Annotated in this window: 14 protein-coding genes and 1 pseudogene; 6 read left to right on the forward strand and 9 right to left on the reverse strand. The window is 68.4% G+C overall.

Going from position 1 to position 20,098, the window contains the following annotated elements; translation table 11 throughout:
- Positions 1-153: 153 nt before the first annotated feature.
- Positions 154-2,871 carry a SpoIIE family protein phosphatase gene (locus NQU54_RS12170; protein ID WP_372505855.1) on the reverse strand — a complete coding sequence of 906 codons (2,718 nt, stop codon included), beginning with the start codon at positions 2,869-2,871 and terminating at the stop codon, positions 154-156.
- Positions 2,872-4,134: 1,263 nt separating this feature from the next.
- Between NQU54_RS12170 and NQU54_RS12175 the strand changes: the two genes are divergently transcribed.
- The 3 genes from NQU54_RS12175 (at position 4,135) to NQU54_RS12185 (ending at position 8,490) form a co-directional block, all read left to right on the forward strand.
- Positions 4,135-5,676, forward strand: coding sequence for an FG-GAP repeat domain-containing protein (locus NQU54_RS12175; protein WP_257631053.1), 1,542 nt, complete (start codon positions 4,135-4,137; stop codon positions 5,674-5,676).
- A gap of 164 nt (positions 5,677-5,840) precedes the next feature.
- Positions 5,841-6,791 carry a Yip1 family protein gene (locus NQU54_RS12180; protein ID WP_257631054.1) on the forward strand — a complete coding sequence of 317 codons (951 nt, stop codon included), beginning with the start codon at positions 5,841-5,843 and terminating at the stop codon, positions 6,789-6,791.
- Between the two features lie 265 nt (positions 6,792-7,056).
- On the forward strand, positions 7,057-8,490 hold the full coding sequence (locus tag NQU54_RS12185) for a recombinase family protein (RefSeq protein WP_257631055.1): 1,434 nt from the start codon (positions 7,057-7,059) through the stop codon (positions 8,488-8,490).
- Between the two features lie 200 nt (positions 8,491-8,690).
- Here the strand turns inward: NQU54_RS12185 and NQU54_RS12190 are convergent, their stop codons facing one another.
- The 5 genes from NQU54_RS12190 to NQU54_RS12210 form a co-directional block, all read right to left on the reverse strand.
- Complete coding sequence (locus NQU54_RS12190; RefSeq protein ID WP_257631056.1) at positions 8,691-10,142, reverse strand: replication initiator; 1,452 nt, start codon at positions 10,140-10,142, stop codon at positions 8,691-8,693.
- Between the two features lie 133 nt (positions 10,143-10,275).
- A complete protein-coding gene (locus tag NQU54_RS12195; RefSeq protein WP_257631057.1) occupies positions 10,276-10,968 on the reverse strand; it encodes a DUF2637 domain-containing protein in 693 nt (230 codons plus the stop codon).
- Positions 10,969-11,011: 43 nt separating this feature from the next.
- Positions 11,012-12,409, reverse strand: coding sequence for an FtsK/SpoIIIE domain-containing protein (locus tag NQU54_RS12200; protein WP_257631058.1), 1,398 nt, complete (start codon positions 12,407-12,409; stop codon positions 11,012-11,014).
- On the reverse strand, positions 12,406-12,612 hold the full coding sequence (locus NQU54_RS12205; protein WP_257631059.1) for a hypothetical protein: 207 nt from the start codon (positions 12,610-12,612) through the stop codon (positions 12,406-12,408). The genes NQU54_RS12200 and NQU54_RS12205 overlap by 4 nt, the downstream gene beginning before the upstream one ends.
- Positions 12,609-12,941, reverse strand: coding sequence for an SCO3933 family regulatory protein (locus NQU54_RS12210; protein ID WP_257631060.1), 333 nt, complete (start codon positions 12,939-12,941; stop codon positions 12,609-12,611). The genes NQU54_RS12205 and NQU54_RS12210 overlap by 4 nt, the downstream gene beginning before the upstream one ends.
- A gap of 187 nt (positions 12,942-13,128) precedes the next feature.
- Here NQU54_RS12210 and NQU54_RS12215 point away from each other — a divergent pair, with 187 nt between their 5' ends.
- Positions 13,129-13,539 (forward strand): GntR family transcriptional regulator, encoded by a 411-nt coding sequence (locus tag NQU54_RS12215; RefSeq protein ID WP_257631061.1) that lies wholly within the window; start codon positions 13,129-13,131, stop codon positions 13,537-13,539.
- Positions 13,540-14,991: 1,452 nt separating this feature from the next.
- On the opposite strand, the gene NQU54_RS12220 is transcribed toward NQU54_RS12215, so the two are convergent.
- The gene (locus NQU54_RS12220; RefSeq protein WP_257631062.1) at positions 14,992-15,471 is read right to left on the reverse strand and encodes an ATP-binding protein; all 480 of its coding nucleotides are present in this window, start codon (positions 15,469-15,471) and stop codon (positions 14,992-14,994) included.
- Between the two features lie 129 nt (positions 15,472-15,600).
- Between NQU54_RS12220 and NQU54_RS12225 the strand changes: the two genes are divergently transcribed.
- Positions 15,601-16,929, forward strand: coding sequence for an NsdA family TPR-like regulatory protein (locus NQU54_RS12225; RefSeq protein WP_257631063.1), 1,329 nt, complete (start codon positions 15,601-15,603; stop codon positions 16,927-16,929).
- A 3-nt stretch (positions 16,930-16,932) separates the two neighbouring features.
- On the opposite strand, the gene NQU54_RS12230 is transcribed toward NQU54_RS12225, so the two are convergent.
- A complete protein-coding gene (locus NQU54_RS12230; RefSeq protein WP_257631064.1) occupies positions 16,933-17,466 on the reverse strand; it encodes an NUDIX domain-containing protein in 534 nt (177 codons plus the stop codon).
- A 229-nt stretch (positions 17,467-17,695) separates the two neighbouring features.
- A pseudogene (locus NQU54_RS12235) lies at positions 17,696-17,974 on the reverse strand (phosphoribosyltransferase); the annotation flags it as partial.
- A gap of 33 nt (positions 17,975-18,007) precedes the next feature.
- Here NQU54_RS12235 and NQU54_RS12240 point away from each other — a divergent pair.
- Positions 18,008-19,756 carry a recombinase family protein gene (locus NQU54_RS12240; protein ID WP_257631147.1) on the forward strand — a complete coding sequence of 583 codons (1,749 nt, stop codon included), beginning with the start codon at positions 18,008-18,010 and terminating at the stop codon, positions 19,754-19,756.
- The last annotated feature ends 342 nt before the right edge of the window (positions 19,757-20,098 follow it).

A 20,098-nucleotide genomic window follows, 5' to 3' on the forward strand; every position in this document is an offset into this window, starting at 1 on the left:
ATGCGCTGAAGCCCGCCCACGGGATCCGTGGGCGGGCTTCACGCTTTCCTGGCTTCCTGGCTTCCTGGCTTCCTGGCTTCCTGGCTTCCTGGCTTCCTGGGTGCCTGACGTCCTTACGGCCGCCGTGGCGCCCTTACGGCTCTCATGAGGGCCCTACGCCCGCGGCTTGCCGCTCTTCGACAGCGGCAGCGCCTGCTCGGTCCAGATGACCTTGCCGTCCGAGGTGTAGCGGGTGCCCCAGCGGTCGGCGAACTGCGAGACCAGGAAGAGCCCCCGGCCACCCTCGTCCGTCGTCCCCGCGTACCGCAGATGCGGCGAGGTACTGCTGGTGTCGAAGACCTCGCAGATCAGGCTGCGGTCGCAGAGCAGCCGCACCCGGATCGGACCGGTCGCGTAGCGGATCGCGTTGGTGATCAGCTCGCTGAGGATGAGCTCGGTGGTGAACGCGACATCGCCCAGATCCCACTCCGCCAGCTTCCGGGCCACCGCGGCGCGCACCTCGGCCACGTGCGCCGGATCGGAGGGCACCTCCCAGTCGGCGATAAGACCGGGCTCCAGCACCCTCGTACGGGCCACGATCAGCGCGATGTCATCGCTCGGACGGTCCGGCAGCAGCGCGTCCAGCACCGCCGTACAGGCGTCCTCGGGCGTCCGGCCGGGGTGGGCCAGGGCCGCGCGCAGCATCTCCAGACCCGTGTCGATGTCCCGGTCGCGCTTCTCGATCAGCCCGTCCGTGTAGAGCACCAGATGGCTGCCCTCGGGGAGCTCGAGCTCCGCCGTCTCGAACGGCAGCCCGCCCAGGCCCAGCGGCGGCCCCGCGGGCAGATCGAGGAACTCCACCGAACCGTCCGAACGGACCAGCGCGGGCGGTGGATGACCGGCCCGCGCCATCGTGCAGCGCCGCGTCACCGGGTCGTAGATCGCGTACAGACAGGTGGCCCCCGTGATCCCCTCACTGCCGCCACTGCCGTCGCCGTCCAGCCCGCCAGGGCCCTCGTCCTGGTCGATCCGGGCGATCAGATCGTCGAGATGGGAGAGGATCTCATCGGGCGGAAGGTCGAGCGTGGAGAAGTTGTGCACCGCCGTACGCAAGCGCCCCATCGTCGCCGCCGCGTGCAGACCGTGCCCCACCACATCACCCACCACCAGCGCCACCCGCGCCCCCGGCAGCGGAATGACATCGAACCAGTCGCCGCCCACCCCCGACTCCGCCGGCAGATAGCGGTACGCCACGTCCAGCGCGTTCTGCTCGGGGAGCATCCGGGGCAGCAGGCTGCGCTGGAGGGTCACCGCCATGGTGTGCTCGCGGGTGTAGCGGCGGGCGTTGTCGATGCTGACGGCGGCCCGGGTGACCAGCTCCTCGGCGAGGGAGATGTCGTCCTCCTCGAAGGGCTCCGGCTTCTGCGCGCGCATGAAGCTGGCCACGCCCAGGACGACGCCCCGGGCCCGCAGCGGGATCGTGATCATCGAGTGGATTCCGTAGTCGACGATCCGCCGGGCGAGCTCGGGGTCCTGCTCCTGCCAGCCGCCGAAGTCCGCGAGGAACGGCTCGACCGTGACCGCTCCGGTGCGGAAGCCCCGGGCCTGGGGCGCGCCCGGGCCGAACTCGATCAGCATGCCGAGGGGGTAGAGCGGGCCGTCGTCGCGGATGCCGCTGAGTGCCGTACGGCGCAGGACGGTGCAGGCGCCGTCGGCGGCCGCCACGGCGCCCCACGAGCCCGTGTCCGGGCTGCCGACGCCCGGCACCCCGTCCGGGGGCTCCTCGCCGCGCAGCACCGAGTCCGCGAGGTCCACCGAGACGTAGTCGGCGAACCGGGCCACCGCGTACTCCGCCAGCTCCTGGGCGGTGCGCACCACGTCCAGCGTGGTGCCGATGGAGACGCCCGCGTCGTAGAGCAGCTTGAGCCGGTTGCGCGCGAGGTCGACCTTGCCGGACAGCGCGCGCAGCTCCGTGGTGTCGCGCAGGGTGGCGACGCTGCCGGGCGGGCCGCCGTCGCGGTCGGTGGGGCGGTGGCTGACGGACAGCAGCCGCTCACCGGCCGTATGGACCTCGTCGGTGGCGGGGCGCCCGGACGACAGCAGCGCGGCGGTGTGCGGATCGAAGCCGAGCTCGGACACCAGCCTGCCCTCGGCGTCCGGCGGGAGCTCGAAGAGCCGGCGCGCCTCGTCGTTGGCGAGCACCAGCCGGCCGTCGCCGCCGACGATCAGCACGCCCTCGCGCACCGAGTGCAGCACCGCGTCGTGATGCTCGTACATCCGCGTCATCTCGGCCGGGTCCAGCCCATGGGTCTGGCGCCGCAGCCGCCTGCTCACCAGGGCCGTGCCCGCCGTGGCGAGCGCCATCGCGGCCGCGGCCGCGCCGAACAGCAACGGCAGCTGCTGGTCGGCCGCACCGCTCACCTTCTTGATCGTGATACCGGCCGCGACCAGGCCGACGACCTTCCCGTGGCTGTCCTTGACGGGCACCACGGACCGCACGGACAGGCCGAGCGTGCCGGTGAAGGTCTCCTGGACCGTCCGGCCCTCCGCCGCCGCGCGGATGCTGCCCATGAAGTGCTTGCCGATGCGGGCGGGGTTGGGGTGGGTGTAGCGGATCCCCTGCGGCGTCATGGCCACGACGAAGTCGACGCCGGAGCCCTTACGGGCCCGCTCGGCGAGCGGCTGGAGCACGGCGCTCGGATCGCGGCCGCGCAACGCGCCCACCATGCCCGGCGCGTTCGCGAAGCTCTCGGCGACCGCCATGGAGCGGTTACTGGCCTCCCGCTCGCTGTCGTAGCGGGACTGTAGGACGAGCGCCGCCACGGCCGCGACGACCAGCAGCAGCACGACCCCCACCTGGAGGACGAAGACCTGACCGGCCACGGTCCGCACGCCGCGTACCGGACGGCCCAGGCGGGAGCGCAGCCTATGGCTCCTGCCGTGGGCGGAGCCATTGCCGGAGCCCGGACCGAAGCCGGGACCCGATCCGGGGCCGAAACCGGGGCCTGATCCGCGGCCGAAGCCAGGACCTGGTCCGCGGCCGAAGCCTGGACCTGATGCGTGACCGGAACCGCGGCCGGGGTCGCGGCCGTCACGGCCGTCACGGCCTGAATCATGGCCGCTCCGGCCGCCGGTGCGCTGCGGCGGCCGGAGCGGGCCCCGCTGGGCGTATGTGTCCGGCCGGCCCTGGGCACCCCAGCGGTCATGGGGGCCCGGCGAGCCCTGCGCATCGGGTTGACCGCGCTGATCGGGCTGATCGGGCTGATCGCCTTCATCGCGTTGATCCCGATGATCACGTTCATCGCGCTGATCTCGCTGGTCCTGCTGGTTCCGCTGGTCCTGCGTGTCCTGCGTGTCCTGCGTGTCCTGCGTGTCCTGCGTGTCCTGCTGATCGCGCCGCCCGCGTCGTTCCCACGCCGAGCGGGGCCCCTCACGCCGACCACGCGGGCGCCAGTCGGTCATCGTGCGGGCCAGCGGAACCCGTGGTCGACCGAAAAGTCCGGCCATGTCGCTATTTCTAGCACCCTCGCTCAGCGGCGGGCGAGCGGCATCCCCCGCCGCCGGCCGAGCACTCCCGTCCGACATCGCGCCTACACCCCGCCCGCGCCCTCTTCCACCGGACTCGCCGCTTCACCCATCACTCGCACATCGCGCCTTAAGCACATGGCTTGCCCCCGCTTTTCCGCGTCGAAGTTCCGCGTCGGACGACTACCGATACTGGCCGTGAAGTATCCCTTCTCACAACGACGTTGCGAATTCCCTACAGGATCATGCCCAACGCGGCATTCGTAAATGTCCTGGACAGCCCTTGTGCTCCAAAGGTCATCTTTACAGCCAAGCGGACTGATCCATCCCGCATCATCCGGAACGACCGCCGAGCGGCGAAGGGTGGAAACCAGGCATCACCCTCGTAACGAAGTGCCGTGCCCCATGGCCTGAGCCGCCCTGATGGGTTGAGGTGGGCCGATGACGCCCGCACCTCCCCCCACAGCACCACCCGGCCGCGTCCCGGGCTCCCGGCGCCGCTCCCTTCCCCGCACTCCCACCGGCTCCACCACCGCCGCCCCCGCAGCCCCCGTCACCGCCTCTGTCGCCTCTGCCGCCTCCTCCGCCACATCTGTAGCCACCTCTGTAGCAACCTCCCCCGCCGGCTCCATGGCGACCTCCAGGGCGACCTCAGCGGCCACCTCCATGGCCACCTACGTCGCCGCCGGTACGGCCTGCCTGGCCCTGCTGCTCACCGGCTGCGGCCCCGACGACAACGGCTCACCAGGCGAGCGCGACGGCGCCTCCTCCGCCACCGGATCCGTCATCACCCCCACCGCGACCGCCCCCGTTCCCCACGGCAAGGGCAGCCGGCTGCCGGACGACGTCAACGGCGACGGCTACCCCGATCTGCGCATCCCCGTCCCGTCCCGCAAGGGCGGGCTGCCCAGCCGAATCGCCTTCGTCCACGGCTCGTCCCACGGTCTGAATCCCGCCACCCGCACCGTGCTCCGCCATCGCGACCTCGGCCTGCCGTCCGAGGACGTCACCGTCGCGGGCGCGACCGAGGTGGCCACGGCCGACCTCGACGGCGACGGCTACGCCGACGTCACCACCACGGCGGGCGCGGCGCTCGACGAGAGCGAGACGGAGCGCACCCAGGCCACCGTGCGGACCGTCCCCTACATCTCCTGGGGCGGCCCCGGCGGCCCCGGCCGGACCCGCTCCGCCGCCCGCGTCCAGCTGACCGGCCCGGACGACGGTGTGGACGCCCAGCGCCCGACCGTCGGCGACTTCAACGGCGACGGCCACCACGACCTGGCCCTGATCCGCGAGGACCGCCGCTCGCTGCTGGTGCTGTACGGGCCGTTCAACCGGGCGGGCAAGGCCGCCAGGACCGTTCCGTACACGAGTCCGCTGGACGGCCACGGCGAGATCGGCGATCTCATCGCGGACACCATCGCGGACACCGCGGGCGATGACGACCATGGCGGCGAGGGAGGCGCTGACGGTGCTGATGGCCCCCGCGCCACCGATCTGGTGGTGCACACGGTCAACGACAACGACCAGTCCGGCTCCGTCCTCCTCCCCGCCGGCTCCCACGGCCTCAGCCACGAGGGCCACCCGCTGCGCGAGGGCAACTCGATCGCCTTCGGCGACTTCGACGGCGACGGCCGCCGCGATGTCGCGGTCGGCGACAGCGGCACCCGCAACGACGAACCGGGCGGAGAGACGGAGCGCGCCGACATCGGCAAGACAGTGAGCGTCTACCTCAAGGGGGCGGCACGGACGGCGGGTTCCGCCCCGCGCCCCCTCAAGGTGCCCGGGATGTCGGGCACGCTGGCCGCCGCCGACACCAACGGCGACGGCACCGACGAGCTGGCCGTCTCCCTCGGACGGGGCGGCGTCGAACTGCTCACCCTGCGGCGCGGCTCCCACGCCACCGCGCCCCGCGTCGCCGACCGCCGCCTGCTGACCCGCGCGGCACCCGCCAGCGTGGACGGCAAGGCCGTCCGTAAGGGCGAGCGCGCGGCCCGGCTCTACGGCGTCGCGGACTTCGATCATGACGGTAAGGACGAGGTCGTGCTGGCGTGGGGCCGTGGTCTGGCCTTCTCGCGGTACGGCGAACGTCCCGAGTGGTGGTGGATCACGGACGGTAAGGCGGACAAGACGGCCTTCAGCAGCAAGCCGTTCGCGGCGGACAAGGACTGAAGCACAGGGGCTGAGGGACTACCAACGCGCGAACACCAGCCACCCCCAGCTACCACCGGGGGAAAACCCATAAGGGACCCCCTAGGGGATGTCACAGCTCGGCCGCAATGGCTGGTACGTCACACAGCTCCCACACCCGGCCCGCTACGACCGGGTACGTTCGAATGGTGGCTGGATTCAGGATCGGACGCGGACGGGACTCCCACTCCGCGCAACAGGGGCAGCAGCAGCGGCCGCAGCAGCCGTACGGACAGCACGACCCGTACGGCGGTCAGCAGCAGCCGCAGTGGCAGCAGCCCTCCTCACAGGGAGAGCCGGAGTACTTCGGCGGCCAGGACCCGCACTACGGCCCCGGGCCCGGGCAGGGCCCCGGCCCCGGAGGCTACGGCCAGGGGCAGAGACCGTACGGACAGGGCGGCGGGTACGCGGACAACAACGCGGGCCATACACAGCAGTTCAGCGTCGGCGAGGCGCCCGACGCGTACGACCCGTACGGCCAGGCCCCCGGCTCGTACGACGACGGCTACGCCGGGCACACATACCGTGCCGGCTCCTCCACCGCCCCGCCCGCCGGCCCCCGGCTGCACTGGAAGCAGCTGCTGAGCGGCATCGTGCTGCGCCCGTCGGCCACCTTCTGGCAGATGCGGGACTACGCGGTGTGGGGCACGTCGCTGATCGTGACCTTCGTCTACGGTCTGCTGGCGGTCTTCGGCTTCGATGACGCCCGTAAGGACGTCCTCAACGCCCCGATGTCGAACAGCATCCCCTGGGTGCTCACCGCGGGCGTCGCCATGGTGATCAGCGGACTGATCCTGGGCGCCGTCACCCACACCCTCGCCCGCCAGCTGGGCGGCGACGGCACCTGGGCACCGACCGTCGGCCTGTCGATGCTGATCATGTCGATCACGGACGCGCCGCGGCTGGTGTTCGCGCTGTTCCTGGGCGGTGACAGCTCGCTGGTGAAGGTGGTGGGCTGGGTGACCTGGCTGGCGGCGGGCGCGCTCTTCACCACGATGGTGAGCAAGTCGCACGACCTGCCGTGGCAGAAGGCGCTGGGCGCGTCGGCGCTCCAGCTGATCGCGCTGCTGAGCCTGGTGAAGCTGGGAACGCTGTAAGGACGGCGCCACAGAGCGCGAACCGCAGGCCACATGGCCGAACGACCGCAGCCCGTATGGCCGCATGACCAAGGGGCCCGCACCAGCGGGCCCCTCATCTCACACACACCTCATGGGTGCCGGGCCACCGCCCGTCAGGCGTCCCGCACCTGCCCCTCCCGCCGCACGACGGGCGGTTCGACGCTCCAGGGCAAGTGAACTGAATGATGGTAGTAATCTCTTCCTGCACCATCGAAGCAGGTCAGAGCAGGGGGAGCGTGTATTCGTGGCGCGGAAGGTGGGGATCTACACCCGCATCTCACGGGACGACGAGGGCGATGCGCTCGGCGTGGCTCGCCAGCGTACCGACTGCGAGCGGCTGGCGGATCTCCGCACATGGCAGCCTGTGAAGATCTACGAAGACAACGACGTATCCGCGTTCAAACGCAACGTCGTGCGCGACGAATTCGAACTCATGCTCAAGGATCTTCGCGCCGGACTGATCGATGGCGTCGTGGCGTATGACCTCGACCGGCTAGCGCGCCAGCCCCGAGACCTTGAACGACTGATCGAGATCTTCGACGAGCGCCCGCGACTGGAGTTCGCGACCGTCACCAATGACGTGAACCTCGGCACGGCGGACGGACGGACCATGGCGCGCGTCATGGTGGCTTTCGCCAACAAGTCGTCACACGACACGTCGCGGCGGATCAAGCGCAAGCACCTTCAGCTGGCCCAGCAAGGAAAGGCCAACGGCGGTCCGGCGCCCTACGGGTGGCTGAAGGACGACCGGAACAAGGTCGATCCGGAAGCGGCGAAGCACATCCGCGAGGCGCAGAAGGAAGTTCTCGCCGGGGTCCGTATCGGCACCATCCGAACCCGATGGCAGGAACAGGGCTTAGGGAACCCCCGCCAAGGCACCAAGCGGATGGCCCACCACCACGTGGAGCACATCCTCACCAACCCTCGATTGGTGGGGTACCGCACCTACCACGGTGAGATTTTGCACGGCGACGACGGCCAGCCCGTCATGGGCGAGTGGGACCCGATCAACACCGTCGAGGAGTGGGAGGCGGTCTGCGCAGCCATCGCCGAGCGCAAGCAGACGAAGGCTGGACAGTCGCTCGCCCGTAGGTACCTGCTGTCGGGCATCGCACGCTGTGGCCTGTGCAAGAGCAAGATCCGGGGCCAGGTGAACCACAAGTGGAAGCCCGGCTCCAAGGGAGCGCAGTACAAGTATCAGTGCTCGAAGGTCAACGGCGGGTGCGGCAAGGTCGGCCGCGTCGGCGACCCCGTGGACAAACTGATAGCGCGGCTCGTACTCAAGGAGCAGCGCGAGAAGGCCGCTACCACAGGCGTACCGGTCGAGGCGCGATGGCCCAGGGAACGTGAGCTTGAGGACTTGCTCCAGGACATTGCCCAGCTCATCGAGGCGGAGAAGGCAAAGACCATCACCGTGTCCACCCTCCTCCAGCTGTTGCCTGCCAAGGAGCAGGAGCGGGACGCGCTGAAGTTGGAGCGAGCCCGTTTCTACAAGGAGCAGAAGCAGGTAGAGGCCAAGGGAAATGTCGGCGATCTGACTGAAGAGGAGTTCTTCGCTCTCCCGATCGAGCGCCAGCGCGAGATCGTGTTGCACAGTCTCACTGCTGTGGTCATCCACCCCGCAGGCCGGGGCAAGCGGAAGTTCGATCCCGACTTGATCGATCCAGTTTGGCGCTGAATCAAGAGAGCCCCGGTTTCGGCCGGGGCTCCCTCGTGTTCTCTGTCCCTATGCCCTGCCGTGGAGCAGACGGGCACGCCGTATCCACTCCTCATCACGTTCGGGAGCCCGTGCCAGGTGCTTACGCAGCCATGCCGCCTCACGTTCTGCGTTGTCGTCACAGGCCGTACCCCGCCGCGTCGGGTACTCAGTAGCGATGATCACAGCCAGGGTTCTCCTTCTGCCTTGAGGCGTTCGGCTTGGGCGATGTCGTGGCGTACCTGGGCAGCCAGGAGTTCTTCGCCGGGGCTGTAGCCGGAGGCCACGTATTGCCAGTGGGAGACGACGAGGGTGGTTTCCTCGTCCAGCTCGGGCCGGTCGTCTGCGGTGCGTGCTTGTTCGGTGCGCCAGGTGCGGCGGGTGTCGCGGAGTGCGCCGAGGGTGGTGGAGTAGCGGCGGGATTTGCTGGAGAAGTGGCCTCGGAAGCCGAGCATGTGGGCCCACTTCCAGAGCTTGAGTTCGGCGAACTCGGGCAGGTGGCCGAGGTTCCAGGCGGTGCGGATCATCTGGCGGACGTGGCTGTGCACGGGCAGGTCCGCGATGAGTTCGGACTGGCCGGTGCCCTCACACTCGTCGCACAGGTCCCGGAAGCCGTCAGGACCGCACTGATAGCCCCGCCCGGCGCAGTGGGCACAGCGCAGGGAGCGATCCACCGTGCCGGAGTCTTCGGCGCTCTTGGTGGCGTACTTGGCGACGTAGGCGGCCACCTTCTGATCGGTCAGTTCGCCGTCGCCCAGGGCGACGATCTCGCGGATGTCGAGCTGATCGCCCCAGGTGAGTCGGCGTTCGCCGATGGCGTCGGAGGTGACCGTGAGCACAGCGCGTTCGGCCGCCTCGGTGACCGCGTGGGTGAGGGCGTCGGCGGTGGCCCACCGGGGCGGGGGCTCGTTGCTGCCCTCGGGGCCGTCGAGGCGGACCACGGCATGGAAGTGGACCAGGCCGCGCCTCTGGTACTCGGCGACCTTCGCGAAGGAGACCCGCAGCGCCGCGTTCAACGCCTTCTGCGTCATGCCGAGGTGCGCGGCCAGTTCACGGCGGAGGTAGGTGGTGAAGCGTGCCCACAGGGCTCCGGCGTGGGCGTTCCAGAGCACGGCTCCCGCGTAGTCGTAGGTGGCCGGGGACAGCGGGGTGCCCAAGGCGGGGTCGTCGGCGGGGTGGCGGGTGCCGCAGCGGCAGGCCAGGTTCTCGCCCGCGTCGGTGGTGCGGCGGTTGTGCACCGGCCCGAACGACGGGGCAGTCAGCGTGACGAACAGGCGCGGGTGCGTGCGCACGGTCTCCGGCACGTTCTTGCCGCCGGACAGTCCGGCCTTGATCAGGTGGTAGGTGTCGGCGGCGTAGAGGCGGGAGCAGGCCGGGCAGCGGGAGGCGCGGCGGTTGCCGCAGGCGGTCAGCAGCCGCCCAGTAGGTTCGTCGGCGGTGGTGTAGGTGCGCAGGACCGCGTTCGTGCTGGCGTCGCGGGTTTCGGTGGAGCCGACGAGTTGAACCGGGCGGGTGCAACCGCGGATTCGGTTGATCTGGTCTTGGACGCGGTCGAAGTCGGGGTGGTGGGCGAGGTGGATGAGGTCCCGCAGGGCCAGGCTCGCCACGTGGCGCAGGTCCAAGGGGGCTTTCACGGGTGCTGCGTCCTTTCTGGGAAGAGGGGCCCCGGGCAGCACTCGGCGAGGGGTGCGGGTGCTGCTCGGGGCATGGCGAATCTGGCCCGGTCGGGGCGGGGGTTTTTGGATTGCCGGGACGGCCGGCACGGGGTCAGAGCTGCGCGAGTGCGGCGGTGGCCAGCGGCATGGCGACGCCGAGGCGAGTCCGGAGCTGAGCCGGGGTGATGGGCTCGCCGTGCTCGGCCCGGTAGGTGTCGGCGATGGTGCGGGCTGCGTTGAGCAGCGGCACGGGCACCGTGACCGCCGGGGAAGTCTCCGGCCTCGGTGAGACCGGGGGCGCGACCGGTTCGGGGGCCGGGGCAGGCTCGGGCGCGGTGGCTGGGGCCTTCTCGACCGGAGCGGGCGGCGCGGCCGGGGCCGATGTCGGGGTCGGGGCGCTGTGGGCAACGGTGTGGAAGTGGCGTAGGAGTTGCGGGCCGACGGCTCCCCAGCCCAGGAGGAGGAGCGGGGCGACCGCGTCCACGGCGGCCCGGCCGTAGTGCCCGGCAACGATCGGCTCGGCGACGTTGAGAGCCAGGGTCAGCAGCCCGGACACGTGCATCAGCCGAGTGGCGCCCTTGATCTGCTCGGCCGGGACGCCACGCAGGGACAGATACCGCAGGGCCACCAAGAGGCCGACGACGGACAGGTCCACCATCGGAGCGATCAGCGGCGCGATGGGGTCGGGGACGCCGAGGCGCAACGCGAGGGCCCAGACGTTGCCGAAGGAGAAGACGAAGGCCAGAGCCGCGATGATGCCCATGATCACGGTCACCGTGCGCTGAGTGATCCGATCCTCAGACATAGAGGTTTTCACCTCCTTTCAGGTGTCGAGCGAGCGGGACGGATCAGGCTGCTTCGGCCTCCCCCTTGATCAGCGCGTCGCCCTTCCACATAGCCGAGGACGCCAGTTCCTCCAGCAGCTCGGCGGGGTCGCGAGTCAGGTGCGCGGTGTCGTTGGCGATGCGGGCAGCGTCCGCGTCGGCCACGTACGGAGTGCGGATGCGGGCAAAGCCGGGACGCCCCTGGTGCGCCATGGCGGCTACGCCGACATAGGCCGGATCCTGGAGTGCGGTCGGGCTGGCATCCGGCCAGTTCCGGATGTCCTCCCCCAGCGCGACCACGGCCGCTTCGGCGGTCTTCTGGGCGAAGGACAGGCCCACCGGGCACACGTCCCGGATGAAGGTGGGGATGGCATCCCCGGTCGCCTTCTGCGTCGCGATGATCACCAGGATGCCGACGTTGCGGCCCTTCTTCACCAGGTCCTCCACCAGCCGCGCGTTCTCCGCCGCCAGCGCGGCGAGCTTCTTCGTCCGCGTGTCCGACCCCTTGTAGTCGCGGAAGTACGTATGCGCTTCGTCCACGATGAGCACGGTCAACGGCCAGGCCGCCGAGGGCCCGACGTGCCACATGTTCTTCACGCCCAGCAGGGCCCGGATGGACGCCGACCGGTCCCGCCGCAGCTTGACCAGCCGCGTGAACAGCGCGTTCGCCTCTTCGAGATCGTCACCGACGAACGCGAAGATGCGCTCGGTCAGGTCGGCGTAGTCGCCCTCATGGGACGAGGTCACCTTCCCATCGGCTACCGCGTACTGAACGGCGTCGGACGGCGCCGTATCGCACATGAACCGGTTGACCAGAGACGTCTTGCCGAAGCCCGGCAGCCCCGCCACGGTCACGCCGGGCACATTGGCCAGGCTGACGCTCACTGGCAATGCGTACTCGTCCAGGCCCAGATCCCACACCGCCAGATCCTCCGGCACAGCCCCGGTCGGGATGTGCTCGGTGGGGACGATCAGCGGATCAACCCGGACCCCACGGATCACCAGCGTCCCCGGCTTGTCCGGCAGGACCGAAACCCGCGTGCACCGCCACGCGTCGGCCAGATACGGGGCCGCCCGCTGGAACTCCGCCAAGCCGACCTTGGGCAGGCAGACCGCGTGCACCAGAACCCCGTACCGGTCGGCCATGACCCGGATCTTCGGGATCAGGACGCGAGGCTTGGGCACCTTCCCGTCCGGCGCCACGATCACCGCTGGAGGCATCTTGTCGGTCACCGACAGCCCCACCATCGGAGCGAGCCGACGCCAGCGACGCCGAACGCCGATCACCTGCCGCATACTGGCCCGCGTCATCGTGTCGGCACGCACGTAGCGCACCAGCCACCACAGGGCCCATATGCCGGTCAGGGCCAGGGCCGCCCCGGCAACAGCCGGGGCAGACCCAATGACATCTCCCACAGTCACAGCACGTCCTTGTTCGTGTAGAGGAATCGGTAGAGGGATATCCGCAGTTCCAGCAGGTCACGGCCCGATGAGAGCCTCGGGTAGCCGTGCGACTCGATCACCTTCGCCACGTCGAAGAGCAGACCGTTCGTGAACCGCGAGTCGTCATCCCCGCTCTCCGGCTCAACCGGATAAGCCGGACCCGGTCCGGTCGGGGCGGTCACTTGACCAACTCCAGCGCCGCCGCCCGGTAGGCCACCCCATCCGACAGCTGGCCGTTGAAGAGCCGCGCCCACGGAGTGGCGAACAGCTCCATCGGCCGGACCGGGACGCCCAGGTTCAGCCCGTCCGGCAGACCGGACTTCGGAACTGTGATCTTCATCTGCTCCGCCCGGCCGTCCTCCATGAGGAACACCGTCAGCGTGAACAGGTCCTCACCGGTGTCACGATCCTGAGCGATCTTGCCCGTCTCCTGGTCCGCGATCTTCGGCACCGGCAGCGTGCCGACCATGAACATCGTCGAGGGCAGCAGCCCAACGCGAATACGGGTCATAGCCATGCTTCTTGCTCCTGTTCGATCGGTAGCCGCTCGTTGCGGCACGACCAACAGTGCACCATGCGCGCTAGCGCGTCAAGCACATAGCGCACCTCGCGCGCAGGCCCACTAGCGCGGAAGGGTTCAGAGGGGGGCAACACGCGTTCTAGTGCGATGAGTGGGCTTAGCGGGCTACCCTCGGGCTATGAGCCTGCCGAGGGACACCCACACTCCGCCTTATCGGCTGGTCGCCGACGAACTCCGCCAGCTAATCCGCTCCGGCCGCATCAAGCCGGGCGAACGGGTCCCGTCCTCACGCGACCTCGAAGCCAAGTACGACATCGCGAACATGACCGCCCGGTCCGCGCTGCGCGTCCTGCGTGACGAAGGACTGATCTACTCCACACCGGGCCGGGGCAACTTCGTTGTTGACCCTCTGCCCCCGGAGTCCGGGGAACCCCAGGGGCCAGGCGAGTCTGAAGGGCGGCGGCAGATGCCCAGCGCCGAGTATCTGGAGCTATCCGAACGCCTAGACGCCCTCACAGCCAAGGTTGACGATCTACTGGGGGTCTTCCAGCAACTCGCCAGCTTTACCGAACGCCAGAAGAAGAGCTAGCGGCCAGGCCCTCAGCGATCCGACGGGCCGTCTCCTCCAACTGGGCAATTTTCTCTTCGAGTTCAGCAAGGCGAGCCCGGATTTCCGCCGACTCTTGTTCGTTCATTGCTACCCCGTTCGCGCTACTGATGCCTACCCACCTGCACCAAGTCCGATTTCCGGGCCCATTCAGACATCCGCCCCCTGTGGCGTCAGTCACACTTGGTTACCTCCCTGCTCCGCGCCTCCGCAGCGACGACCGAGCGAGGCATAGAAGCGGCTGTTCAAAGTTTCTTTACTGGATCAAGGCGGCCCGCTTGCGCGGGCCGCGCGCGCTGGCGGCCCGTGGCCGCCGCCCGCTCCTGTCTGCCGCCCCGCTCAGCGGCGCCCCCGAGCCACTCAGCGCGCCACCCCACACCAGCAGCCCACCAACCGCAGTCAGCACCCAGAACAGCTCCCACAGTGCGCCTGCCGACCGCAGCGGATGCGCCGACGCAGCAACACGGCCAGGACTACGGGCCCGGCATACCAACCATCGAGGGGCGGCCACGCAGAGCGGTTTACATGGCCATCCGTCCGCCGACTGCGGCCATCGCCGTTGTGCGCGTAGCAACGGCCAGCGGGGAGGGGAGGGGTGCCCGGCCGGGGGCATGTCGATCGTCGGCCCCGGCTCGATGTGGCCGGCCGCCGTGCTGTCGCCGTCACGGATGCGGACGCGTGAGCAGACCGAACCGCCCGGCTGTGGCGGGCGGGGAGCAGCTGCTGCCGCGCAGTGGCTCAGGCCGTCGTGGTCGCTCCGCGTCGGTTTCCGTATCGCGGTGGCCAACCAGCGTGTCGTAAACGCTCTGGCGACCGCCACCACCGAGCCCACCGCCCCAGTTCTGCCTTGCACTCGTCACCATCCCTACGCCTGGTCTGAACTCACCTGGAAATGGGCGGTGTCGAAGCGAGCACGACAACCACCCCGGTACCATCGGGCACCGGCGTCCTGATCATGGACTCTCCGCCGGACTACCTCTTGGCCTGCCAGGGTTGCGAGGGGTAGTCCGGTTTCGCGTTTGTCGTTGTTCTGCTGGGCGGTCCGGCTCCCTTTCGCGGATCGATTGGTTGGGCGCGAGTGTGGGAGCCGGACCGCTGACGGCGAGCGGTGCAGTGTCCGCCGTCTTCTCCCGAGGCGCAGTGTGTGACGTCAGTGAGGGAGAGCCCACAGGTTGTGTGCTTGCCTCACGGACACTGGGCCGAGGGGAGTTGGAGGGCGAGGGCTGCCGGGTCCTTCCCGGGGAACGGCAGCCCCCGCCCCGTCTCTAAGGCAGCAGCACGCCGCCTCGCCACCAGGGAACGCGTCGTCCGCCTGAGCGCAGCGGTACGCCTCTGCGATGAAGCAGGTCGTAGAGCATCGTGCTCGCTATGCCGAAGCGTCGCTGAATCTCTGTGACCCGCATGCCTTCCTGGTACGCGGTGATGATCTCCGCCTCATGTTCCGTCCATTTGGGCGTTCGCTTCGCCATGCCGCATCCCACCCTTCGTCCCTTGGCCAACACCCGGGTCAGAAGCCGTCAACACGGCCCACACCGACTTGCCGACCGCCGGGCACGGGGTCACACCCCACCGATCCGCGAGCTCTTCCACCAGGACCAGACCTCTCCCATGCGCCACATCGACGCTCGGGTCCCTCAGTTCGGGTCGCTCGTCGGACGCGTCGTGAACCTCGATCCGCACGCCGTCGCCCTCACGCAGATATCGCGTCTCGATCTCCTGACCTGGTGACACTCGTGTGTGACGTATCGCGTTCGTCAGCAGCTCCGACAGCACGATCTGTGCCGTGCCCTCGACTGTGACCAGACCCCAACCGGCCAGCGCCTTGCGCAACTCGGCGCGCGCCTGGCTGACAGAGCGCGGGTGATGGGCCCAATGCCCCACCACCTCACGCCCGTTCGATCCCGTCTGCTGCATGACCAGCAGCCTCGCAGCGCACGACGCCAGAAACGACACCAGCGTGATTACCCACGGTGGGTAACATCGTTGAGACACCGAGAGATCCGGCCAAGCGTTGCCCGTCCGCCCTTCCCCGGAGTGCCGCTAATGCCCAAGTACGAGGAGCCGTCCGGGCTCCCGGCCCCCTTGCTGAGCGACCCCGAGATGATCGGCGCTTGCCGCGAGCGCGATTTCCCAAGGATCTTCAGCTTGGCCAAGAGGCGCGGCGGGTTTCATGCCTCGCTGATCGCACGGCGCTGCGACTTGACCCCGAGCCGGGTCGGGGAAGTCATGAAGAGCGAACGGCAGATCAGGGACATAGGCGTCATCGAACGCGTAGCTGATGGCCTACGAATTCCAGGTCGCATGCTCGGGCTCGCCCGACGTGAGTGGGAGACCCCCGAGGTACTGAGAGCCGATCCTGACCATGTCGGGCAGCGCGGCCCTGTGGCCGCGATAGACCAACGCCCCACCTTCGTCAGCACGCTCCCCAGCGGCGATCTTGAGAGCATCATTGCCGCGGCTTCGGGCCCACGGCTCAGCCCTTCCACGTTGCGCGCGCTCCACTCCTCCATTGAGGACTACTGGCGCCGTGACGACCAGCACGGGGGCGAAGTGCTGCGTCCGGCAGTCGTCGGGCAACTTCGCTACGTCGTGGAAATGATCAAGGAGGCGTCCGGCAGCGATGTGCGCCGTGACTTGTACGGCATCGCTGCCGAGCTGGCGAGGCTCACCGGCTGGACCCACTTCGACGCCCGCCAGTACAGCCAGGCCCGTACGTACTTCGCCGAAGCGCTGCAACTCGCGAAGGCCATCGACGACCGGCAATTCATGGCGAATGTGCTGGCCTGCATGAGCTTGCAGGCCACCTATGAAAACAGGCCAGCCGACGCCGTGGCCCTGTCGACGGCAGCCCAGGACACCGCCCGAGCGCGTGGCGGGACACCACGGGTTATGGCGATGCTCGCGATGCGCGAGGCGTTCGCCCACGCCTCCACGAACAACCCCAGCGCGGCCCATGCCGCCCTCGCCGAGGCGCACCGCCAGTTCGAGCGGACGTCAGACGCCGACCTGGACCCGGCATGGGTGACGTACTTCGATGAGCCCAAGCTGATCGTGGATACCGGCATCGTTCACAGCCGACTCGGCGAGGCGGCCACTGCCGAGCCGTTGATCGCTGACGTGTTGCGGCGCGGACATCGGGGCAATCAGCGAGGCCGGGCGTTTCACGCCTTTTGGCTGGCCACAACCCAGCTCCAGCGGGGCAATCTCGACCAGGCATGCCACACGGCCACAGTCGCCCTGGAGAGTGCCGCCGCCGTTGGCTCGGAGCGTGTCACCGGTCATCTGCGTGAGTTCCAGCAGCGGCTTGCCCCGTTCGGCAAGGAGCCCGCAGCCGTGATGTTCGAAGCGCGGCTGCGGGCCATGCTGAGCTGATCGTCAGCGGATCGCCTCATCCATGAGGACGTACAGCAGGCCGACCAGTGAGCCGCTGCTGACGACTTCTCGGCGGTCGATCATGCCCCGCACCCGGTCCAGCGGAACCCATTCGATGCGGTCCGACTCGTTCTTCTCCGTCGGGGGACCGATGTGGGTAGCGCCGTCCGCCCTGAAAACGTAATGCTGCGAGTCGGTGATCCCGTTCGCGGGCTCGGCGTAGATCAACGGCTTCATGGGGCCAGGCCGCCAGCCCGTCTCTTCCTCCACCTCACGGGCTGCGGCTTCTTCGGGGGTCTCGCCGTCCTCTATCAACCCCATGGGCAGTTCCCAGGCCCACGCGTCCGTGATGAAGCGATGCCGCCACATCATCAGGATCTCCCGTTGATCATTGACCACGGCCGCAACGGCGAGATGGCGCAGGCGTACGACGTGATGTTCCCAACGTCGGCCGTCCGGCTGCTCAACATCGACAAGGCACAGGTTCACCCATGGGTTGGTGTAGATCTGCCGCTCGCCGTGCGTCTTCCACTCCATCGACGCCGCCCCTCTCGCTCGTGGTCTCCAGCATCCCAGACGGCCCGTGCCTCCTGAGCTGCGAGGCTCAGAGAGCGTCAGCGCGGTTCCGAACCTACGGATCAAGAGGTTGCAGGTTGAAGTGCCGTCGATATCATCGCAGCTCAGAGGCCATTCCCGAGCAGCGGATGCGTGCCTCTGACGCTGAACGATCAAGCGGCTATCACAAAGCCTCGCGCTACGGAGTGATCTATGTGCCAGACTTACGACATGGAGGCAAGACAGACCACGGGAAGTTGATCCACCGATCGGTGCGCTGCCAGACGTACTCGCACTCGACCAGCGACTGCGGCTTCTCGTAGATCACCGCGCTGCGCACCTCGGCGACCGTGCCGAGGCAGAAGTCCCGGACCAGCTTCAGCGTCTTGCCGGTGTCCGCCACATCATCGGCGATCAGCACCTTCTTGTCGGAGAAGTCGATCGCGTTGGGCACGGGCGCGAGCATCACGGGCATGTCGAGCGTAGTCCCCCGCAAGACATAGTCTTGACGTTGGAGGGCTACATGACGACGTCTGTTGTTGCAGCTCGGAGCGAGGTTCCTCGCTCCCTTGTCCTTACCGGTGATCGGGGCGAGGGTCCTCGCTCGCTCACTGGTTTGCGCGGCGGCAGGTACGCACGTAAGAGCGCGTACCGCGGGAAGAGCGCACGCCGAGGGTTCTCGGTGCGCGAGCAGCTCGACGCCTCGCAGGCTGACGCCGACCGCCTCGGCGTGGGCATCGTCGAAGACTTCGTCGACGATGACCGCTCGGCTTCTCGCTTCCGCGACCGCGAGCGCGAAGAGTTCGAGCGCATGATCGAGTGGATTAGAGGTGGAAAGCTCGACATCGTCTTCGTGTGGGCGTCAACCCGACTCCAGCGCGAGTTAGACGTCTATGTGCGCCTGCGCAATACCTGTGCGAAGCACGGCGTTCTGTGGTGCTACGGCGGCAAGGTCTACGACCTGTCGAACAAGGACGACCGTTTCCGCACGGGCCTCGACGCTCTGATCGGCGAGCGCGAGGTCGACGAGCTGCGCGACAACGTCAAGCGGACGTTACGCGCGAACGCTGCCTCGGGTAGGCCACACGGCGTCACGCCATACGGCTACCGTCGTGTGTACGACGCGCAGACAGGCGCGTTCATCAGGGTCGAGAAGGACCCCGAGCAGGCGCCCATCGTCAAGGAAATCTGCAAGCGCGTTGCGAACGGCGAGGCTTACAAGACGATCGCTGCCGACCTGAACAAGCGGTGCGTACCGGCACCCGCCCTGCGCTGGACCAAGGGCATGGTCGTGCGTCTGTCGCACAACAAGCCCAGCAAGCCCGAGCACCTGCCGCTGTGGAGTGAAACGGTCGAGCGGCTCGCCCTGGGTGAGGATCAGCTCGCCATCGCACGCGACTACAACGAGCGGTGCGAGCCGTTGATCGCGGCCATCTGGCACGGTGCGACGATCAAGGACTACGCGACCGACGTCCGGTACACCGGCGCCCGCACGCACCACGGCCAGGTGACCAAAGAGGAAGCGTGGCCCGAGATCGTGCCGAAGCGCGTATTCGTCAAGTGTCAGTCGATCATCGCGGCTAAGGGAAGCAAGCCGACCAACTCGCGTCCGGGCATGGCGCGGTACTTCCTGTCGGGGATCATGGGCTGCTCGTCGTGTCGTGTGCCGGTCGTGTCCAACCCGACCGACTACGGCATGAACTACCAGTGCAAGCAGCCTGGGCAGGATGGCGAGAAGGGTTATCACGTCAGCGGCAAGCAGGCGCCGATCGACGAGTACGTGCGCGGCGAGCTGTTCGACTGGATCGCCTCTCCTGCGTTCGTCGAGGCGTACACCAAGGGCGACGAGGAGTTGCAGAAGAAGATCGCCGATGCCGAGGCCGAGGCCGAGCTGCTCAAGGGGCGGTTGAAGGAGTTCCGCGACAAGGCCATCGCGGGCGAGTTGTCCGCGGACAGTCTCGCCGCCATCGAATCGGGCCTCATGCCCAAGATCAACGAGGCCGAGAAGACTGCGAAGGCACTTCGCGCTCCGGACGTCGTCGCGGATCTGGCGGGTGCTGCCTCACGCGAGGAGGTCGAAGGGGCATGGGAGCAGCTCACCATCGCGCAGCAGCGCTTGATCGTTGAGTCGCTGCTAGAGGTGACGCTGCATCCTGTCGGCAAGGGACGACACAGCCGCGCGGGAGTACCGATCTCGTCCTATGTGACGGTGGTTCGCAAGTCGCTGCGGCCAACGGTTACGGAGCAGACGCAGCTCGCCAAGGCGGCGTAAGAGAGCAGGAGCAGGAAGGGCCGCACGGCGTCTGCCGTGCGGCCCTCATCGTTGTTCAGCGTTCGCTGTCGCCCGCTGTGGGGCGCGAGTCCTTGGGATGGTCTTCACGGCCACTGTTGGGGGCAAGGCCGTTCAAGGCTTGTTGCAGGCCGGCCGCACCTGTGGGGGAGATGTGGCGCCGGTCCATGTCGATGGTCAGTCCATCCTCGGTTAAGCGGACGACTGCGATTGCTCCGGTGTCGAGGTGAGTGCGAGTAACGCGGATCAAGAGTTGCCCCCTTGTGGCATGACTGGACCTTGACTCGAACATATGCACGAGCGAAAGGTCCGGACCACCATACT

The sequence above is a fragment of the Streptomyces malaysiensis subsp. samsunensis genome (genome assembly GCF_024519315.1).
Taxonomy (GTDB): domain Bacteria; phylum Actinomycetota; class Actinomycetes; order Streptomycetales; family Streptomycetaceae; genus Streptomyces; species Streptomyces malaysiensis.